Raw genomic sequence first — 18,824 nt, 5'->3', positions numbered from 1 at the left:
TTCAGCAGGATGTCGACCTTGACCACGTCCGAGGCCCGGTACTCCTTGAACTCGTAGTCCATCGAGGCATAGCCGCGGCTGACCGACTTCAGCTTGTCGAAGAAGTCGAGCACGATCTCGCCGAGCGGCATCTCGTAGGTCAGCATGACCTGGCGGCCATGGTAGGCCATGTTCATCTGCACGCCGCGCTTCTGGTTGGCCAGCGTCATCACCGCGCCGACGTATTCCTGCGGCATATAGAGGTGCACCGTGACGATCGGCTCGCGGATCTCGGCCATCTTGCCGACGTCGGGCATCTTCGACGGGTTCTCGACCATGATCACCTCGCCGTCGTTCTTCATGACTTGGTAGACCACGCTGGGCGCGGTCGTGATCAGGTCCTGGTCGAACTCGCGCTCGAGGCGTTCCTGCACGATCTCCATGTGCAGCAGACCCAGGAAGCCGCAGCGGAAGCCGAAGCCCAGCGCCTGGCTCACCTCGGGCTCGTAGCGCAGCGACGAATCGTTGAGCTTCAGTTTCTCGAGCGCGTCGCGCAGGGAGTCGTACTCGCTGGCTTCGGTCGGATAGAGCCCGGCGAACACCTGCGGCTGGATCTCCTTGAAACCCGGAAGCGCTTCGGTCGCGGTGGCCGCGGCGCCGCCGGTGCCGGGCTTGATCAAGGTCACGGTGTCGCCGACCTTGGCCGCTTGCAGCTCCTTGATGCCGGCGATGATGTAGCCCACCTCGCCGGCCTCGAGGGAAGCACGCGGCTCGTTGGCGGGCGTGAACACGCCGATGTTGTCGGCGTTGTACATCGCGCCCGAGGCCATCATCTTGATGCGCTCGCCCTTCGCCAGCCGGCCGTCGACCACACGCACCAGCATCACCACGCCGACGTAGGGATCAAACCAGCTGTCGATGATCATCGCGCGCAGCGGACCGTCGGGATTGCCGCGCGGCGCCGGCATCCGCGCCACCACGGCCTCGAGGATTTCGTCGATGCCCATGCCGGTCTTCGCGGAACACGGAATCGCATCGGTCGCATCGATGCCGATCACGTCCTCGATCTCGGAGCGCGCGTTGTCGGGGTCCGCGTTGGGCAGGTCCATCTTGTTGAGGACCGGCACCACCTCGACGCCGAGGTCGAGCGCGGTGTAGCAGTTGGCCACCGTCTGCGCTTCGACGCCCTGGCTCGCATCGACGACCAGCAATGCACCTTCGCATGCCGACAGCGAGCGACTCACTTCATAAGAGAAGTCGACATGGCCCGGCGTGTCGATCAGATTGAGGTTGTAGACCTGCCCATCGTTGGCCTTGTAGTGCAGCGCGGCGGTCTGTGCCTTGATGGTTATCCCACGCTCTTTCTCGATGTCCATCGAGTCGAGAACCTGCGCTTCCATCTCGCGCTCGGCGAGACCACCACAACGTTGGATCAAGCGATCGGCAAGCGTCGACTTGCCGTGATCGATGTGCGCAATGATCGAAAAATTTCTGATGTGATTCATCAACGGGAACGCTTAAGTACTTGAATTGGCTCGGACGCAGAAGGCGACAGGCAAGAAAAAAGGGCGCGTCCCCAAGAGACGCGCCCTGAACCAACAAGCAATGGCAACTGCAGTAGTTGGAACTTCATTGTAGGCAAAAAGGGGGGCGCGTACAGCCGGGCCAAAGCCCGGGAGGGGTCGTTGCAGGTCAGCAACATGCTACTTATCAACAACTTATCAACAGGATCGGTGGAGCAATTGCTTAACAACTTGTGGGCGAACTGTGGAGCGCCGGTGGACGGGCGACGGGAATCTCGCATCGTGAAGCACCTCGGACTGCTTATGCGACGAGCGGGGATCGGCAGGGCCCTATTCTACCGAAATTCATCGTTAGACTTGCCAAAAGTTAGTGGTCACCAACCAAAATCCAGCGTCCGAGCTGTCAAAAAAATTTCTTGGAGGCTGCGGCCGGAACGCGACAACGGCCAAAAAATGGCCCCAAACCCGACTGCCGGGTGGGGCCACTTGACGCCTCGCGTCCGATCAGCGAGCCGGCCGAAGCAATGCATACTGGGCCCAGTCGCCGCGGCGGAACAGCAGGCTCACCGGCTTGCTCTTGTCCGCCTTGGCCAGCGCGGCGTCGAATTCCTTCAGGTTCGCGACCTCGACATTGCTCACCGCGAGTACCACGTCGCCTTCGCGCAGGCCGGCGCGGGCGGCCGCATCGGTGGCGGAATCGATCCGCACGCCGCCCTTGAGCTTGAGTTCTTTCTTCTGGGCTTCGCTCAGGTCGCTGAGGGCCAGCCCCATCGACTTGGCGGCGGCCGAGCCCGACGGCTTGGCCGTCGGCTCGTCGCGGTCGGCCGCCACCTTGGTCGGCTTGTCGGGCTCGATCTCGGCGATGGTCACGTTGATGTCGCGCAAGCTGCCGCGACGGAACACGGTGATCGAGCTCTTGGTGCCGGGCTTGGTGTTGCCCACCAGGCGCGGCAGATCGCTCGGCTTCTCGATCGCCTTGCCATCGAACTTGGTGATGATGTCGCCCGGCTCGATGCCCGCCTTGTCGCCCGGCGAGCCGGACTCGACGCCGCGCACCAGCGCCCCCTGCGCCTTGCCCAGGCCGATCGATTCCGCCACGTCCTTCGTGACCTGGTCGATCTGCACGCCGATGCGGCCGCGCGAGACGCGGCCCGAGGTGCGCAGTTGGTCGGCGACCCGCGTCGCCTCGTCGATCGGGATCGAGAACGAGATGCCCATGAAGCCGCCCGAGCGCGAGTAGATCTGGCTGTTGATGCCCACCACTTCGCCGCGCATGTTGATCAGCGGGCCGCCCGAGTTGCCGGGATTGATGGCGACGTCGGTCTGGATGAAGGGCAGGTAGTCGCCGGTGTCGCGCTGCTTTGCGCTCACGATGCCGGCGGTGACCGTGTTCTCGAGGCCAAAGGGCGAGCCGATGGCCATGACCCACTCGCCGACGCGCAGCTTCGACACGTCGCCGACCTTGACCGCCGGCAATCCGGTGGCTTCGATCTTGACGACCGCGACGTCGGTGCGCTTGTCGGCGCCGATGAGCCGGGCCTTGAACTCACGCTTGTCGGTCAGCGTGACCAGCACTTCGGAGGCGCCGTCGACCACGTGCGCATTGGTCATGACGAAGCCATCGGGCGACAGGATGAAGCCCGAGCCGACCCCGCGCGGGCGCTCTTCGTCGGGCGCCTGCGGCCGGTTCGGACGTGGCCCCGGACCCTGGCGCGGGATGCCGGGCATCGGCTGGCCGAAGAAGCGGCGGAAGAATTCCTGCATCTCCTCGTCGGGCTCGTTGCCGGCCTGCGCGACCTTTTCGATGGTCCGGATATTGACCACCGCGGGGCCGACCTGGTCGACCAGGTCGGTGAAATCGGGCAGCGCCCGCGCCTGCGCGTGCACGGGCGTCGCCGGCAGCAGCGCGGTGGTCGAAGCGAGCGCGAGCGCGCAGGCCATCAGGGACGAACGGAAGGTGTTCCCCTTGATCTTGAGCATCATCGGTTTCTTTCGTAGGAGAGACAAAAAACTGCCAGGGACTTGCTAGCGCGAACGGACCAAGTTCTGTGCGAACGCATCGAGGGTCTGTGGCGGCACCTCGCCGACCGCGGTCAGCCACCAGTCGCCGTCCTTGTCGGTCATGCGGCGGGTCATCGTGTAGGTGGCGCCGAGCGCGAGCAGCACTTCCTCGGGCTTGCGTTGCGCATCGTAAGGCTCGATGAACAGGGACACGGTCGCCAGGCCATCCGAGAAAGTCCATTGCATGGTGTGGCCCAGTCCTTCGCCGCCCATCGGGCGACGGAAGGAACTGACCGGCCGGAAACCCGGCACCGGCTTGCTGAGCGCCCAGCCCTCGCGCTGCGCGGTGGTGCGTTCGAGTTCCGACTTCTCGACCCGGTAGCCCGCGGTGCTACCCATCATCTGCGCCAGAGCGTGGACCTTGACCGGCGCATCGAGCTGAAGCTCGGAGAAGGCCGACTGCTCGATCACCTTGTTGTCGCGGTCGACGGTCTGCAGTTTGATCACCAGGCCCGAACGGCGCTCGCTCCAGACCCGATAGCCGAAGCGCAGCCCGTCGCGCGGCTCGATCTGGACCACGTCGGCATCGAAGCCGGCAACCCGGTCCTTGCCGATCGTGCGGACAGCGTAGGAATCGGCGATCGATGAATCGGGCGTGCCCGACAGATTGGGAAACAACTCGAGGTTCTCGCGCTTCTCGCGCTTGACGACCTTCGAATCCGGCAGGAAGGTCACGACCTGGTCATTGCGCCGGAAGGTCGAGCGCGGCGGGCCCGACAGGGCTTCGATGCGCTCCATCTGAAGGTCGCCCTCGCACACGTGCCATATGCGCGCGCTCGAGAGGTTGCCGGCCGGCGCCGACACCACGAAGGTGCCGACATAGCTGCGCATGCGCGCCGCGGCGTGCATGCGCTCCAGCCACTCGACCACTCCCAGCGCGAGGTTGTCGCCACCGGCGGCGCTGGTCGGGCCCTTGACGGAGGGCGCGGGATTGCGGCCCTGGGCGAGCGACACCTGCGCCATGCAGAGCGCCGCCACCAGAACCAGGAACCCACGCGCGGAGATCGGCATCGAACGAGTCATTGCAATGGCTGCCGGGCGCGCGGGTCAGCGCGACGGCCGATCGAAGGTGGCGTTGCGCAGGAATCCGGACGGCATCTGCGAGGCGCCGCCCGCTTGCTGGTGCGCCTCGAGCAGTTGGTCGAGCCGCGGATCGCGCAGCATGACCTGCGGGTTGCCATTGCCGATCAGGACCWGCGTCGATGCCAGGCTCGGCGCCGTCGGCTTCGGTAGTTCGGCCGTGGCGACGACAGCCGGCACCGCCTGCTGCTGCGCCATCTGCGCACCCGCGGCCCGGGAATCGACGACGCCGACCCAGTTCCAGCCGATGGCCGCCGCCGCGGCGAGCGAGGCCGCACCGGCCACCAGCTTCCAGCGGAACACCGGCTCGTTGGCCGCCTCGGCCCGCAAGCGCACGGGCCGGGTCTCGGCCGCCCCGGGAACGAGGGCCGGCAAGGCCGGCTCGGCCGCCAGACGACTCTGGAAGCGCGAGAGAAAGGCCGAGGTGTCGCTGCATGCAGAGTGCGCACCCGATCGCAACACGTCGCCCACCAGGTGATAGTTCTGCCAGGTCGCCCGCAATTCGGGGTCGCCGCAGAGCTTGCCGACCACTTCAGCGAATTCGTTGCCGCGCAGATGGCCATCGGCGAGCGCGGAAATCTGCTCTTGGACTGTGTTTCTTTGGTTCATCTCATTCACCTGCTTACCAACGCTTGCCCGACTGGTTGTCCAGCAAGGGCTTGACCCGGGTCGATATCGCCTCTCGGGCACGGAAAATCCGCGACCGCACCGTGCCGATCGGACAATTCATGACCTCGGCGATCTCTTCGTAGCTCATGCCCTCGATCTCGCGCAGCGTCACGGCCTGCCGCAGTTCGGCCGGCAACGCTTCCATCGCCGCCTCGACGGCCGCAGCGATTTCGTTGGCTGCCATCACGGTTTCGGGGGTCTCGTCGCTGATTGGTTCGTTTCCGGGCCGGTAAGTTTCATCTTCGTCGTCAGAAGACGATCGCAAGGCACTCTCCGAGATGGTCGGATCGCGCTTCATGTCGACCAGCGCCTTCTTGGCCGTGTTGACCGCGATCCGGTAGAGCCAGGTATAGAACTGGGCCTCGCCGCGAAACTGGTGCAGCGCGCGGTAGGCGCGGATGAAGGTCTCCTGTGCGATGTCCTCGACCAGATTGACATCGCGCACCATGCGCCCGATCAGCCGCTCGATGCGCCGCTGGTACTTGATCACCAGCAGTTCGAAGGCCTTCTGGTCGCCCGCGACGGTGCGCTGGACCAGTTGGAAATCGACCTCACCCGGCTTTCCCGCTGCGGCAGGCGCATCGGGCTGGCCGGTGCCGGGCGGCACGGGGGGCGGGGAAACTGTCATACGCCGTGATGATGCACCGTGGATGCACCAATGTCTGGATCCGCCAGCAGCACGCGCGCACGGAGCGCCCGGCGCAGATCCAGCCAGCGCTCCGGCAGCGCCTGGCGATCGACCCAGACCCAGCGCCGGCGCCGCGCCGGTTCATCCAGACTCACGAGCAGCAAGGACTGCAGATCGAGCGCGACGCTGGCACGGGCGGCGCTGAGCGGCGCGCCGCCGGAGATCGACCAGTGTCGGCCGTCGAAAGCCAGCCGGCCCGGCGCCGTGCTCTGCAGCAGGCCGGTCCATGCGGCCGCGCCGGCCACGACGGCGCTCAGCGCCAGCATGGCGCGCCGCCAGTCGAAACCCTCGGCCTGCACCGACGCGAGCGTGACGCCGGCGACGCCGAGCGCCCAGACAAGAACTAGAAGTCGTCGCGCATAGCGCGAACGCCCCACCGGATAGATCACCGACGGGGCGCTGTGCATGGGTCGGGAAATATCAAACGCGCTTGAACACCAGCGTGCCGTTGGTGCCGCCGAAGCCGAAGTTGTTCTTGACCGCGACGTCGATCTTCATATCGCGCGCCTCGTTGGCGCAATAGTCGAGATCGCACTCGGGATCCTGATTGAAGATGTTGATCGTCGGCGGGCTCTTCTGGTGATGCAGCGCCAGCACCGTGAACACCGACTCGATGCCGCCAGCGCCGCCCAGCAGGTGGCCGGTCATCGACTTGGTCGAATTCACGACCAGCTTCCTGGCGTGGTCGCCGAAGGCGTTCTTGATCGCGTTGGTTTCGTTAAGGTCGCCCAGCGGCGTCGAGGTGCCATGCGCATTGATGTAATGCACCTGGTCGGCATTGACGCCCGCATTGGCCAGCGCCATCTGCATCGAGCGGCGCGGGCCGTCGACGTTGGGCGCGGTCATGTGGAAGGCATCGCCGCTCATGCCGAAGCCCGAGACTTCGGCGTAGATCCTGGCGCCTCGGGCCTTGGCGCGCTCGTACTCCTCGAGCACGACGACGCCGGCGCCCTCGCCGAGCACGAAGCCGTCGCGGTCCTTGTCCCACGGCCGCGACGCGGTCTGGGGATCGTCATTGCGCGTGGACAGCGCGCGGGCGGCGGCGAAGCCGCCGAGCCCGAGCGGCGACACGGTCGATTCGGCGCCGCCGGCGATCATCACGTCGGCATCGCCGTACTCGATCATGCGGGCCGAGGTGCCGATGGCATGCAAGCCGGTGGTGCAGGCCGTGACCACCGCGATGTTCGGGCCCTTGAATCCATACTTGATGGACACGTGGCCCGAGATCATGTTGATGATCGACGCCGGCACGAAGAACGGCGACACGCGGCGCGGGCCGCGGTTGACCAATTCGGCGTGGGTGTCCTCGATCAGCGGCAGGCCGCCGATGCCGGAGCCGATGTTGCAGCCGATGCGCACCGCTTCTTCTTCGGACAGTGCGTCGCCGGTGGGCAAGCCGCTGTCCTGCACCGCCTGGATGGCGGCGGCGAGCCCGAGATGGATGAAGCGGTCCATGTGGCGCGCTTCCTTCTCGGGGATGTAGTCCTTGATGTCGAAACCCTTGACCTCGCCTGCGAACTTGCAGGAGAAGCCGCTCACATCGAACTTGGTGATGGTATCGATGCCCGATTTCCCGGCCAACAGGTTGGCCCAGGACTCGGCAACGGTATTTCCGACAGGAGCGAGGCAACCGAGTCCGGTCACGACGACGCGGCGTTTGGTCATGCCGGCAAACCTTTCTGGGAGCTGAGGCCGCTGCCCGTTGCACGCAAGTGTGGAAACCGCGGACCCGGGCGACGGCGACTCGGCGCGGCCGTATCAGGCCTTTTGATTCTTGGTGGCGTAGTCGACGGCGTTTTGAACCGTCGTGATCTTTTCGGCGTCTTCATCGGGGATCTCGATGCCGAACTCGTCTTCGAGCGCCATCACGAGTTCGACCGTGTCGAGCGAGTCCGCGCCGAGGTCGGCCACGAAAGCCTTTTCATTGGTGACTTGGGACTCTTCAACGCCGAGTTGTTCGGCAATGATTTTCTTGACACGTGCTTCGATATCGCTCATTTTGTTCCCTCTGAGGGTTGTAGGTAATCGGTTGATTTTAGCCGGCCGCATTGTGGCATTTGCCGCACGGCCGTAGGTGAAAGCGCTTGCGTTCCCGGGTCTACATGTGCATGCCGCCGTTCACGTGCAGTTCCTGCCCCGTGACGTAGGCGGCCTGCGGCGACGCCAGGTAGGCGACGGCGTGGGCGATGTCGGCGGGTTTGCCGAGATGGCCGAGGGGAATCTGGGCCAGCAGCGCCTGCTGCTGGGCTTCGGGCAGGCTGGCCGTCATGTCGGTCTCGATGAAGCCGGGCGCGACGCAGTTGACCGTGATGCTGCGGCTGCCGAGTTCGCGCGCCAGCGCCCGCGTCATGCCCGCCACGCCGGCCTTGGCGGCCGCATAGTTGGCCTGGCCTGCATTGCCGGAGGCGCCGACCACGCTGGTGATGCTGATGATGCGGCCATAGCGCTGCTTCATCATCGGCCGGATCACGGCGCGCGACAGGCGGAACACCGCCTTCAGATTGGTGTCGATCACGGCGTCCCAATCGGCATCCTTGAGCCGCATGGCGAGCATGTCGCGCGTGATGCCGGCGTTGTTGACCAGCACATGGAGCGCGCCGTACACCTTGACGATCTCGTCGATCAAGGCCTCGACGGCGGCACCGTCATTGACGTCCAGCGCACAGCCTCGGCCGTCGTAGGCCGCGAGTGCGGCGGTGATCTTGGCGGCACCCTCAGCGGTGGTGCCGGTGCCGATGACCTTGAGGCCGCGGTGGGCCAGCTCGAGCGCGATGGCCGCGCCGATGCCACGGGTCGCGCCGGTGACCAGGGCGACCTGGCCTTCGAATTTGGGAATGCTCATGAGAGAACCTCTGGGCCGGCGCTCAGGCGCCGAGCAGTTGCCTGGTTTCGGCGAGCGTCGCCGGATCGTAGACCGAGGCCGCAGCCAGTGCCGGTGCGATCCGCTTGGCCATGCCGGCCAGCACCTTGCCGGGTCCGCATTCGACGATCGCCTCGACACCGCGCGCCTCGAGGGCCTGCACGGTCTCGACCCAGCGCACCGGACCCGCAGCCTGGCGCACCAGAGCGGAGCGGATGCGTTCCGGATCGGTCTCGACCGCGACATCGATGTTGTTGACGACTGGAATCCGGGGCGCCGCCAGCTGCATCGATGCCAGCCGCTCGCGCAATGCCTCGGCCGCCGGCTTCATCAAGCTCGAATGGAAAGGCGCCGAGACCGGCAGCGGCAGTGCGCGCTTGGCGCCGCTGGCCTTCAGCACCTCGCAGGCCTTGTCGACCGCCGCCTTGCTGCCCGCGATCACGGTCTGCATCGGGTCGTTGAAGTTCACTGCCTCGACGAGCTCGGCGCTGCCGGGGCCGAACGAGGCCGTCACCTCGGCGCAGCCGGCCTGCACCTTGGCGGCCTCCATGCCCAGGACGGCGGCCATCGCGCCCACGCCCACCGGAACCGCCTGCTGCATCGCCTGGGCGCGAAAGCGCACCAGGGGCGCAGCCTGCGCCAGCGTCAGCACGCCCGAAGCCACCAGGGCCGAATACTCGCCCAGCGAATGGCCGGCCACCACCGACGGCTCGGCGCCGCCTTCGGCCCGCCAGGCACGCCAGGCGGCGATCGCGGCGACCAGCATCACGGGCTGGGTGTTGGTGGTCAGCGCCAGGGCTTCCTTGGGGCCCTCGTGGATCAGGCGCGCGATGTCTTCATCGAGCGCGTCCGAGGCCTCGCGCAGCGTTTCGGCCACGGCCGGGTGATCGCCCCAGGCGTCGAGCATGCCGACGGCCTGCGAGCCCTGGCCCGGAAATACAAAAGCGAAAGACTTCATGATCTTGTGTCTCCAAGACGCCGCCCGCTGCGAGCAGCGCGCTGTGTCAATAGTTCAACAGCACCGCACCCCAGGTGAAGCCGCCGCCGACGCCTTCGAGCATCAGCGTGTCGCCCTTCTTCACCTTGCCCGAACGGACCGCGTCGTCCAACGCGAGCGGAATCGAGGCCGCCGAGGTGTTGCCGTGCTCGTCGACCGTGACGATCAGCTTGTCGCGCGGCAGCTTGAGCTTCTTGGCCGTGCCTTCCATGATGCGGATATTGGCCTGGTGCGGAATCAGCCAGTCGATGTCGGCCTCGGTCTTGCCGGCCTTGGCCAGCGTGGCACGGGCAGCCTCCTCGAGCACCCGGACCGCCAGCTTGAAGACGGCTTGGCCATCCATGTGCAGCAGCGGCTTGCCCAGCACTTCGCCGCCCGAGACGTGACCGGGCACGCACAGGATGCCGACGTGCTTGCCGTCGGCGTGCAGGTCGCTCGCCAGGATGCCGGGCTCGCTGCTGGCCTCGAGGACCACCGCGCCGGCGCCATCGCCGAACAGCACGCAGGTCGTGCGGTCGTTGAAATCAAGGATCCGGGAGAACACTTCCGCGCCGACGACCAGCGCGCGCTTCGCCGAACCGGTGCGGATCATCGCGTCGGCCACCGTCAGGGCGTAGACGAAGCCGCTGCAGACCGCCTGGACGTCGAAAGCCGCACAGCCGGCGACGCCCAGCTTGTACTGGAGGATTGCCGCTGACGACGGGAACACCATGTCGGGCGTCGAGGTGGCGACGATGATCAGGTCGATGTCGCCGGCGCTGCGGCCGGCGGCCTCGAGCGCATGCCTGGAAGCCTCCAGCGCGAGGTCGCTGCTGGTGACTTCAGGGGCGGCGAAATGGCGCGCCCGGATGCCGGTGCGCTCGATGATCCACTGATCGGAAGTCTCGATGCCGCGGGCTGCGAGTTCCTGAGCCAGGTCGTCGTTGGTGACGCGGCGGGGCGGCAGGAAGCTGCCGGTGCCGGTGATGCGGGAAAAAGGGGTCATCAGACGTGGAGTGCCGGCGCGTCGGCCGGCACCGCCGGGTCTTGCCGCGCCAGCAGTGGCGCGGCGTGGGCGATGCGGGCCCGAACGCGTTCGAGCAGGTTGTTGCGAGCGGCATCATAAGCGCGATCGAGCGCATGGCCGAAAGCCACCTCGTCGGCCGAACCATGGCTCTTGAACACCAGCCCGCGCAGGCCAAGCAGGGCCGCACCGTTGTAGCGGCGATGGTCAAGCCGCTTTTTAAGCGCTTTTAGAACCGGATAGGAAACGATCGCGGCAAACTTGCTGAAAATGCCATTCGAGTACTCGATTCTCAGGAAGTCGACGATCATCGAAGCGACGCCTTCGGTGGCCTTGAGCGTCACGTTGCCGACGAAACCGTCACAGACGACGATGTCGGTCGTGCCCTTGAAGATATCGTTGCCCTCAACATTTCCGTAGAAGTTGAGATCCTGCGAACTGGCTGCTTTTCGCAGCAGTTGGCTCGCCTTCTTGATGGTTTCGCTGCCTTTGATGGCCTCTTCGCCGACATTCAACAAGCCGACGCTGGGCGACTCGTTGCCGGTCAAGGCAGAAACCAGCGCCGACCCGAGCACCGCGAACTGAAGCAGGTCCTCGGCGTCGCAATCGACGTTGGCGCCCAGGTCGAGCACGGTGGTGGCGCCGCCTTTCCTGTTGGGCAACTGGGGGGCGATGGCGGGGCGGTCGATGCCGTCGAGCGTTTTCAGGAGATAGCGGGCGATAGCCATTAATGCGCCGGTGTTACCAGAAGAAATGGCAGCCTGCGCGGCCCCATCCTTGACCTGCTGGATAGCGACCCGCATCGACGAGTCTTTTTTCTTGCGCAGCGCGACCTCGATCGGATCGTCCATGCCGACCACCTCGCTGGCGCCGACGATGGTGGCGCGCGGGTGCGAGAAGCCCGCCAGCGCAGCCGGCGCACCGACCAGCAGCAGCGAGGCTTCGCCGTGCCGCTCGAGAAAGGCCTTGCAGGCCGCAAGCGTGACGCGCGGCCCGTGGTCGCCACCCATGCAATCAACGGCGAGCGTGATCACGGCAGGCACTGGAACGGAGGCTGAAGGTGTGGCCATCAAAACAAAGGCCCGACGCTACGCAAAGAGTAGCTTCGGGCCTGGCCTTGGAACGGAGCTCAGGCTTCGGACTTGGTCTTGAGAACCTTGCGACCACGATAGAAGCCGTTCGGGCTGATGTGGTGGCGCAGATGGGTTTCGCCGGTGGTCGGCTCGACGGCGATGCCGGGCACGCCCAGCGCATTGTGCGAACGGTGCATGCCGCGCTTCGACGGCGACTTCTTGTTTTGCTGGACGGCCATGCTGGCTCCTGGAAATGTGGGTGTGAGTTGGCGGTGTGCGTGCGGGGCGGCCTACGGAATAGGAATGCAGATACGAAATCTGCACGGATCACATGCCCAACGGCGCGCGCGAAGCCCATGATTATAGCCCATCCGCATTGCCGTGACCAGTGCCGCCCTCGCGCCACGTTTTTGAGCCCCTCAGGGCTTCCCGGACTTGTCGGAGCGCAGGGCGCCCAGCACGGCGAACGGGTTGGGACGGTCTGCTTCGGCGCCCTCGAAGTCGGGGTCCACGGCCGACAGCCGGGTCGGCTCCGGACAGACCTCGTGCCGCGGCGTGACCGGGATCTCCATCAGCAGCTCGTCTTCGATCAGCGCATGCAGGTTGAAATCACGGCTGGCGACCAGCACGTCCTCCTCGGACTCCTCGTCCTCGGCGGCCGCGGTGTTTTCGTCCGGCGCAAAGCGGAACCAGCGGTCGACCTTCAATTCGATGTCGACCGGCGAAAGACAACGCTGGCAGATCAAGGGCGCGTCGGCCTGCGCTTCGAGGTGCAACCAGGAAACCGGCGCGCCGTCGGCTCCGCTGCGCGACTGGCCGGTGGCCTGCCACTGAACCGTCGCGTCGGCTGCCGGGGCCGCCAGTTCGGCGCTCAGGCGCTCGAAGCCCGACAGCGGGTCATTTCCGGAAAGGGTCGCCGCCGCGCCGGCAAAGCCGTTCACGTCGAGCCGACCGGGGACAAATTCTTTGGTCATCCACGCCAGTCTAAACCGCTCGCGCACAATCACGTCCATGCAACGCCCCGTGATCCTTGCCTCGACTTCCCGCTACCGCCGCGAACTGCTGACCCGCCTGCACCTGCCCTWCGACGTCCAACCGCCGGACGTCGACGAAACCCCGCTGGCGGACGAGGCGCCGCGCGCCCTGGCCGAAAGACTGGCGCTCGAGAAGGCGCGCGAAGTGGCCCGCCGCTTTCCCGAGGCCGTCGTGATCGGCTCGGACCAGGTCGCCGACCTGGCCGGCGAGCCGCTCGGAAAGCCCGGCGACCATGCCCGTGCCACGGCGCAGCTGCGGCGGATGCGCGGCCAGACCCTGGTTTTCCAGACCGCGGTCGCCGTGGTCTGCCAGGCGACCGGCTTCGAGGCGCGCGACCTGGCACCGGTGCGCGTGGTGTTCAGGCAACTCGACGACGCCGCGATCGAGAAGTATTTGCGCGCCGAGCAACCGTATGACTGCGCCGGCAGCGCCAAGAGCGAGGGCCTGGGCATCGCCCTGCTCGATTCGATCGACAGCGACGATCCGACCGCCCTCGTCGGGCTGCCTCTGATCCRTACCGCCCGCATGCTGCGCGCCGCCGGCGTCGACCTGCTGTGAGCGCCCCGCCCCCCGGAAGGCTCTACCTGGTGCCCGCGCCGCTGGATTTCGGCTGCGAGGAGCAGGCCCCGCTGGACGACGCGCTGCCCCGCGGCACTCTGGCGACCGCCGCCGGCATCACGCACTGGATCTGCGAGAACGCCAAGTCCGCCCGCGCCTACCTCAAGCGCATCGACGCCATCACGCCGCTGGTCGCAGCGCTACAGGCGCAGCAAATCCAGGAGTTGCCGCGCGAAGTCCACAAGAAGGGCGATCATGCGGGGCAGTTCGATGCACGGCCACTGCTGGCGCCCGCGCTGGCCGGACACGACATCGGACTGCTCAGCGAGGCCGGGATGCCCGCGGTGGCCGATCCCGGCTCCTCGGTCGTGCGGGCCGCCCACGAGCTCGGCGTCGCGGTGGTGCCATTGACCGGACCGGTGTCGCTGCTGCTTGCCCTGGCGGCCAGCGGGCTCAACGGCCAGAACTTCGCTTTCGTCGGCTACCTGCCGCAAGAGGCGGACGCGCGCAATCAACGCATCCGCGAGCTCGAGGCGCTCGCCCTGCGGACCGGCCAGACGCAACTCTTYATCGAAACGCCCTACCGCAATGCCGCCCTGCTGCAAGCGCTGACGCAGACACTGCAGCACAACACCCGGCTGGCCGTGGCACGCGGACTCACGCTGGCGTCCTGCAACGTGCGCAGCGACACCGTGAAGAGCTGGCGTGGCAGGCCGCTGCCGGCCGACGAGCGCACGCCGGCGGTGTTCGCGATCGGCCGCTGACCGCCGTTCGCACATGGAGATCTCGAACCGCATGCGCTGGGCCGCGCGCGCGCAGTTCTTTTGCTCGGGCTTCGTTTTCGCGACCTGGGGCGTGCACATCCCGACCGTGAAGGCCCACTACGGCGTCGACGAGGCCGAACTCGGCCTCGCGATGCTGGCCGCGGGCGTCGGCGCCCTGCTGGGGCTGACCCAGGCGAGCCGCTGGATTGGCCGCCACGGCGCCCGCCGCACCGCCGCCATTTGCGGCGTCACCTACGCCATGCTGCTCGCCGGGCTGCTGGCGATGCCGGCCTATCCGGCACTGCTGGGCCTGCTGGCCGTGTTCGGCGTCGCCACCAGTGTGTTCGACGTCGCGATCAACACCGAAGCGGCACAACTCGAGCTTCGAGACGGCCAGCCACTGATGAGCGGCATGCACGGCATGTTCAGCCTCGGCGGCATGGTCGGCGCCGTCACCGGCGGTGCCGCGCTGGCGGCGGGCCTGCGGCCGCAGATCCACCTTTTCCTCGTCGCCGTGGTGATGGCACTGACCATTGCCGTGGCCGCGCGTTCGATGCTTCCCAGGGAGGCCACGGCCTTCTCCGGCGCACACCACGGCTTCCGGTTGCCGCGCGGGACCCTGGCGCTGCTCGGCGTGCTGGCGGCGCTCGGCCTGGTGGCCGAAGGCGCGATCTACGACTGGAGCGTGCTCTACCTGCAGCAGGAACTGGGCAGCCCCCAGCAGCAGGCCGCGCTGGCCTATGCGAGCTTCTCGGCCGCGATGGCACTGGCCCGCTTCGGCGGCGATGCGATGCGCGCTCGCTTCACACCGGCCGTGCTGCTGCGCGGCAGCGCGATGCTGGCGACAGGATCGATGGCCATGGTGCTGCTGACCGATATGCCATGGCTGGCGCTGATCGGATTCGCCGGTGTCGGCGTCGGGTTCGCCAACGTGGTGCCGATCCTGTTCGCAGCCTCGGCGCGCGTTCCGGGCATGGCGCCGGCACGCGGCATCGCGGCGGTCTCGGCGCTGGCCTATCTCGGCTTCATGGCCGGCCCGCCGGTGATAGGCTTCCTGGCCCAGGCCAGCTCGCTGACCCACGCGCTGTATGTGGTGGTGGCCTTCGCCGCAGCGCTGGCGGCGTCGGCGCGCTACGCCGATCCGGCGTGAGCCGGCGTTCCGCCGTCGGGTCGAGCCCGGGGCTCAGCGCAGCGCCGGCGCCGCGCGCATCGCTCGGACCGTCGCGTCGCCGAGTGCGGCGCCGAACTTCTTGGCCAGCTTCTCGGCCACGTTTTCGCGCCGCGTGTAGTCGATCACTTCCTCGGCCTTGATGACCTCGCGGGCGACGAAATCGACGTTGCCAAGCTGGTCCGCCAAGCCGAGTTCGATCGACTGCTGGCCGCTCCAGAACAGGCCGCTGAAGAGCCCGGGGTTGCTGGTCTTGAGCCGATCGCCGCGGCCGTTCTTGACCACCTCGATGAACTGGGCGTGGATCTGGTCGAGCATCTGCTGGGCGTGCGCCTTCTGGGCGTCGTTCATCGGGCTGAAGGGGTCCATGAACCCCTTGTTGTCCCCGGCCATCAGCAGCCGGCGCTCCACGCCCACCTTGTCCATGAGCCCGGTGAAGCCGAAGCTGTCCATCAGCACGCCGATGCTGCCCACGATGCTCGCCTTGTCGACGAAGATCTTGTCGGTCGCGGCGGCGATGTAGTAGGCCGCGGACGCGCAAGTCTCCTCGACCACCGCATAGATGGGCTTGTCGTATTTGGCGCGCATCCGCTTGATCTCGTCATTGATGATGCCGGCCTGCACCGGGCTGCCGCCCGGCGAATTGATCAGCAGCACGATGCCCTTGGCGCCGTCGTCCTCGAAGGCCGACTTCATCGCCGCGACCACGAACTCGGCGCTGGCATCGGCGCCGGCGGCGATCTCGCCCTTGATCTCGACCACCGCGGTGTGCGGCGAGGCCTTGGCGGTCGCCGGCGTGCCGCGCGACATGGCAAGCCAGACCAGGAAGACGAAGAAGGCGAGCCAGCTCAGCCGCACGAAGGTCTTCCAGCGACGCGTGGCGCGCTGTTCGCGGACGGCGGCAAAAGCCAGCTTCTCGAGCGTCGCACGCTCCCAGCCGGCGGATTGCGCTGGATCGTTCTTCGCCATGTTTCTCTTGCCGTCTGCGGACAATGTGGGCGCCGTGCGCTCGATAGGCTCGAAACCCTCGGGTTCCGTGCGGTTGGAATCGGTCATTTTTTCAGAAGGCCAGAGCTTGAAGGTTCCAGGCAGTATGCCAGTGCACGACGCCGTCCCGCTCGCTCAACGCGATCTTCACGAGCCCCCCGCGGCAGGGCCCGCCGGCGCATTCGCCGGTGTCCGGCTTGTAGACCGCGCCGTGCGTCGCGCACAACAACCACTGGCCGCTGTCGTCGAAGAAGCGGTCGGGCTGGAAGTCCATTTCCATCGCCACATGGCTGCAGCGGTTCAGGTAGGCATGCGGCGCGCCTTCGAAACGCACAGCGAAGGCCCGGCAGGTCTCGCCACCATGCATCACATCGAAAGGCACCGCACACCCGCCCTCGACCAGGTCGGTCGAGTTGCAAAGGGGAATCGATTCGCCCATGGCACGCCTCAGGCGTTCTCGACCAGCCACTGCGAGAGGCCGCGCACCGAATGCGCCACATGCAGCGGCGCCAGTGCATCGAAGCTCCCCGCCTCGTGGGCGCCATAGCTGACGCCGACACTGGCGCAACCGGCATTGAGGGCCAGCTGCAAATCGTGAGTGGTGTCGCCGATCATGAGCGTCCGCTCGGCCGGCACCTCGAGTTCCTCCATCAGTTCGAGCAGCATTCGCGGATGCGGCTTGCCGAAGGTCTCGTCGGCGGTGCGCGAAGCGTCGAAGCGATCGCGCAGCGACGCCGTGGCCAGCGCCTCGTTCAGGCCGCGGCGCGACTTGCCGGTGGCTACCGCCAGCTTGTGGCCGCGCGCCCGCAGGGCATCGAGCATCGGCAGCACGCCATCGAACAACACCAGGTCGTCCTGGTGCTGCAGGAAGTGATAGCGATAGCGGGCGCCGAGCTCGAGGTATTTTTCCTTCGGCACATCCGGCGCCGCGCGGGCCAAGGCCTCGGCGAGACCGAGCCCGATCACCCAGGCGGCATCGCTTTCGCTCGGCCTGGCGCCGCCGACGTCGACCACGGCGGCCTGGATGCAGCGCGTGATCAGGCGCGTGGAGTCGTAGAGCGTGCCGTCCCAATCGAAGGCGATCAGGTCGAAGCGGCGGGGTCGAATGTCAGTCATGGGCTTGCACGAAAGGATGGATGGCGAGCGCCTCGAGCGCGGTGGGAGGCATCAGCGCATGCAGTTCTGGCGGCAGGTCGGCTTGCAGCGCGACGCGCTCGGCGCTCGCAGGATGGGTGAACTGGAGCCGCCACGCATGAAGGAACATGCGCTTGAGGCCCAGCTTCTGCAAGGCCCGATTGCGCTCGAAGACGCCATATTTGTCGTCGCCGGCGATCGGATGCCCGGCCGAGGCGAGATGGACTCGGATCTGGTGGGTGCGGCCGGTCTTGATGGTGACCGCCAGCAGGGAGACCCCGGCGGCATCGCCGGGAAGCGAAAAGCGGGCGAGCACCTTGACCAGCGTGACGGCCCGCATCGCGTCCGGGTGATCCTTGGCGACGACGCGGACCCGCCGCTCCCCTTCGGCCGCGCCCGCAGGCGCCGGCAGCAGATATTTGGCCAGCGGCGCGTCGAGCACTTTCTTGTTGGCGGGCCAGGCGCCCTCGACCAGCGCCAGGTAGGTCTTGCCGGTCTCGCGCTCGCGGAACTGGTCCTGGAGCGCGGTCAGCGCGCTGCGCTTCTTGGCCACCAGCAGGATGCCCGAGGTTTCACGGTCCAGGCGGTGCACCAGTTCGAGAAAGCGGGCCGCGGGCCGGGCCCGCCGCAACTGTTCGATGACGCCAAAGCTCACGCCGCTGCCACCGTGGACCGCGACACCGGCCGGCTTGTCGATCGCCAGCAGCGCGTCGTCCTCGAGCAACAGCGGGAACTCGCGCGCCGGTGCCGCCGGCGCACCGCCCTCTTCCGAACGGGCCGCAACCCGGACCGGCGGCAGCCGCAGCACGTCGCCCGCGGCCAGCCGCGACTCGGCCTGGGCACGCCCCTTGTTGATGCGCACCTCGCCGGAACGGATGATCCGGTAGACGTGGGTCTTGGGCACGCCCTTGAGATGGCGGAACAGGTAGTTGTCCAGCCTTTGGCCGGCGGAATCCTCGTCGACCGTCAGAAAGCGAACTTCTGCCGCCGCGGGGACCGGCTTCGCACCTATAATGTTTTTCACCAGCGCGGTCTTGTAAGTGCTTGATTAATCAGAAGTTTAGAGCACTGCATGAAGCGCTGTGAGGTCGATGCCGCTTTGAGGCAGCGTCCGCAGGCCACGCGCAAGAGCGCAAGGCGGCGGGCCCTGCACCCGAGTTAAGCCGACGCCCACGAAACACCGATACGGAATACCCCAGCCGGCAGGCTCCAATCTGCCGGCGGATCGAAGCGAGTCCCTTGTGT

The 18,824-nt window shown here is 66.8% G+C and carries 21 protein-coding genes; 3 read left to right on the top strand and 18 right to left on the bottom strand.

Going from position 1 to position 18,824, the window contains the following annotated elements:
- The 14 genes from lepA to AC1DY5_RS12200 form a co-directional block, all read right to left on the bottom strand.
- A partial coding sequence (gene lepA / locus AC1DY5_RS12265) for a translation elongation factor 4 (RefSeq protein ID WP_478111597.1) occupies window positions 1-1,484 on the bottom strand: 1,484 nt, incomplete at its 3' end.
- A 522-nt stretch (window positions 1,485-2,006) separates the two neighbouring features.
- On the bottom strand, window positions 2,007-3,485 hold the full coding sequence (locus AC1DY5_RS12260) for a DegQ family serine endoprotease (RefSeq protein ID WP_478111596.1): 1,479 nt from the start codon (window positions 3,483-3,485) through the stop codon (window positions 2,007-2,009).
- A 42-nt stretch (window positions 3,486-3,527) separates the two neighbouring features.
- Complete coding sequence (locus tag AC1DY5_RS12255; RefSeq protein WP_478111594.1) at window positions 3,528-4,574, bottom strand: MucB/RseB C-terminal domain-containing protein; 1,047 nt, start codon at window positions 4,572-4,574, stop codon at window positions 3,528-3,530.
- A 36-nt stretch (window positions 4,575-4,610) separates the two neighbouring features.
- Window positions 4,611-5,252 carry a sigma-E factor negative regulatory protein gene (locus tag AC1DY5_RS12250; protein ID WP_478111592.1) on the bottom strand — a complete coding sequence of 214 codons (642 nt, stop codon included), beginning with the start codon at window positions 5,250-5,252 and terminating at the stop codon, window positions 4,611-4,613.
- Between the two features lie 13 nt (window positions 5,253-5,265).
- Entirely contained in the window at window positions 5,266-5,940 is a 675-nt protein-coding gene (gene rpoE / locus AC1DY5_RS12245) for an RNA polymerase sigma factor RpoE (protein WP_478111591.1), read from the bottom strand.
- Window positions 5,937-6,407 (bottom strand): hypothetical protein, encoded by a 471-nt coding sequence (locus tag AC1DY5_RS12240; protein WP_478111590.1) that lies wholly within the window; start codon window positions 6,405-6,407, stop codon window positions 5,937-5,939. The genes rpoE and AC1DY5_RS12240 overlap by 4 nt, the downstream gene beginning before the upstream one ends.
- Before the next feature lie 13 nt (window positions 6,408-6,420).
- Window positions 6,421-7,665 (bottom strand): beta-ketoacyl-ACP synthase II, encoded by a 1,245-nt coding sequence (fabF, locus tag AC1DY5_RS12235; protein ID WP_478111589.1) that lies wholly within the window; start codon window positions 7,663-7,665, stop codon window positions 6,421-6,423.
- Window positions 7,666-7,758: 93 nt separating this feature from the next.
- On the bottom strand, window positions 7,759-7,998 hold the full coding sequence (gene acpP / locus AC1DY5_RS12230; protein ID WP_007830471.1) for an acyl carrier protein: 240 nt from the start codon (window positions 7,996-7,998) through the stop codon (window positions 7,759-7,761).
- A gap of 100 nt (window positions 7,999-8,098) precedes the next feature.
- Window positions 8,099-8,842, bottom strand: coding sequence for a 3-oxoacyl-ACP reductase FabG (gene fabG / locus AC1DY5_RS12225; protein ID WP_478111588.1), 744 nt, complete (start codon window positions 8,840-8,842; stop codon window positions 8,099-8,101).
- A 22-nt stretch (window positions 8,843-8,864) separates the two neighbouring features.
- Entirely contained in the window at window positions 8,865-9,818 is a 954-nt protein-coding gene (gene fabD / locus AC1DY5_RS12220; RefSeq protein ID WP_478111586.1) for an ACP S-malonyltransferase, read from the bottom strand.
- A 46-nt stretch (window positions 9,819-9,864) separates the two neighbouring features.
- Window positions 9,865-10,842, bottom strand: coding sequence for a beta-ketoacyl-ACP synthase III (locus AC1DY5_RS12215; RefSeq protein ID WP_478111584.1), 978 nt, complete (start codon window positions 10,840-10,842; stop codon window positions 9,865-9,867).
- Window positions 10,842-11,894, bottom strand: a complete 1,053-nt coding sequence (gene plsX, locus AC1DY5_RS12210; RefSeq protein ID WP_478111582.1) for a phosphate acyltransferase PlsX — start codon at window positions 11,892-11,894, stop codon at window positions 10,842-10,844. Before plsX ends, AC1DY5_RS12215 begins: the two co-directional genes overlap by 1 nt.
- A 95-nt stretch (window positions 11,895-11,989) precedes the next feature.
- Window positions 11,990-12,172, bottom strand: a complete 183-nt coding sequence (rpmF, locus tag AC1DY5_RS12205) for a 50S ribosomal protein L32 (protein WP_028248601.1) — start codon at window positions 12,170-12,172, stop codon at window positions 11,990-11,992.
- 180 nt (window positions 12,173-12,352) lie between these two features.
- A complete protein-coding gene (locus AC1DY5_RS12200) occupies window positions 12,353-12,907 on the bottom strand; it encodes a YceD family protein (RefSeq protein WP_478111599.1) in 555 nt (184 codons plus the stop codon).
- A gap of 37 nt (window positions 12,908-12,944) precedes the next feature.
- Between AC1DY5_RS12200 and AC1DY5_RS12195 the strand changes: the two genes are divergently transcribed.
- Genes AC1DY5_RS12195 through AC1DY5_RS12185 form a run of 3 tightly spaced genes read left to right on the top strand, consistent with a single transcriptional unit; the run spans window position 12,945 to window position 15,440 of the window.
- The gene (locus tag AC1DY5_RS12195; protein ID WP_478111580.1) at window positions 12,945-13,526 is read left to right on the top strand and encodes a Maf family protein; all 582 of its coding nucleotides are present in this window, start codon (window positions 12,945-12,947) and stop codon (window positions 13,524-13,526) included.
- Window positions 13,523-14,290: an SAM-dependent methyltransferase gene (locus tag AC1DY5_RS12190; protein ID WP_478111578.1), complete on the top strand. Its 768-nt coding sequence runs from the start codon at window positions 13,523-13,525 to the stop codon at window positions 14,288-14,290. Before AC1DY5_RS12195 ends, AC1DY5_RS12190 begins: the two co-directional genes overlap by 4 nt.
- Before the next feature lie 13 nt (window positions 14,291-14,303).
- Entirely contained in the window at window positions 14,304-15,440 is a 1,137-nt protein-coding gene (locus AC1DY5_RS12185) for an MFS transporter (RefSeq protein ID WP_478111576.1), read from the top strand.
- A 33-nt stretch (window positions 15,441-15,473) separates the two neighbouring features.
- Here the strand turns inward: AC1DY5_RS12185 and AC1DY5_RS12180 are convergent, their stop codons facing one another.
- From AC1DY5_RS12180 to AC1DY5_RS12165, 4 genes are read right to left on the bottom strand one after another with little or no spacing between them, the layout of a single operon-like run.
- Window positions 15,474-16,514: a S49 family peptidase gene (locus tag AC1DY5_RS12180; RefSeq protein ID WP_478111574.1), complete on the bottom strand. Its 1,041-nt coding sequence runs from the start codon at window positions 16,512-16,514 to the stop codon at window positions 15,474-15,476.
- Window positions 16,515-16,518: 4 nt separating this feature from the next.
- Entirely contained in the window at window positions 16,519-16,884 is a 366-nt protein-coding gene (locus AC1DY5_RS12175; protein WP_478111572.1) for a Rieske (2Fe-2S) protein, read from the bottom strand.
- Window positions 16,885-16,892: 8 nt separating this feature from the next.
- Window positions 16,893-17,561, bottom strand: coding sequence for an HAD-IA family hydrolase (locus tag AC1DY5_RS12170; RefSeq protein ID WP_478111570.1), 669 nt, complete (start codon window positions 17,559-17,561; stop codon window positions 16,893-16,895).
- Window positions 17,554-18,603, bottom strand: coding sequence for an RluA family pseudouridine synthase (locus AC1DY5_RS12165; protein ID WP_478111569.1), 1,050 nt, complete (start codon window positions 18,601-18,603; stop codon window positions 17,554-17,556). The genes AC1DY5_RS12170 and AC1DY5_RS12165 overlap by 8 nt, the downstream gene beginning before the upstream one ends.
- Between the last annotated feature and the right edge of the window lie 221 nt (window positions 18,604-18,824).

Source organism: Variovorax sp. P4_D9, assembly GCF_056401695.1.
The sequence above is the reverse complement of the archived record's forward strand: the minus strand, read 5'-3'. Positions and strand labels throughout refer to the sequence as shown.